The organism is Halalkalibacter lacteus (genome assembly GCF_036663595.1).
In the GTDB taxonomy this organism is placed as follows: domain Bacteria; phylum Bacillota; class Bacilli; order Bacillales; family Bacillaceae_D; genus Halalkalibacter; species Halalkalibacter lacteus.
This window is the reverse complement of sequence record NZ_JAWRVL010000155.1, coordinates 1-279: the sequence shown is the minus strand read 5'-3', so window position 1 is coordinate 279 and position 279 is coordinate 1. Positions and strand designations below refer to the sequence as shown.

General features: G+C 67.4%; 1 protein-coding gene. It reads left to right on the top strand.

All coding sequences use genetic code 11. The features are described 5' to 3' along the window. A partial coding sequence (locus tag SAZ04_RS21885) for a glutamate--tRNA ligase family protein (RefSeq protein ID WP_332699648.1) occupies window positions 1–279 on the top strand: 279 nt, incomplete at both ends.

Sequence of the window (279 nt, the reverse complement as noted above, 5' to 3'; positions counted from 1 at the left end):
GGTCGAGCAGCGCGTGGAACGCGAGGTGGGCGACTTCGTGCTGCAGCGCGCCGACGGCATCTACGCCTATCAGCTCGCAGTGGTGGTGGACGATCTCGATCAAGGCGTCACGGACGTGGTGCGCGGCGCCGACCTGCTCGATTCGACCGCGCGCCAGATCCATCTGCAGCGCATTCTTGGAGCGCGGCAGCCGCGTTACGCGCACGTACCGGTGGCGGTGAATGCCGCGGGAGAGAAGCTCTCCAAACAGACCGGCGCCGCTTCGCTCGACCTCGCCAA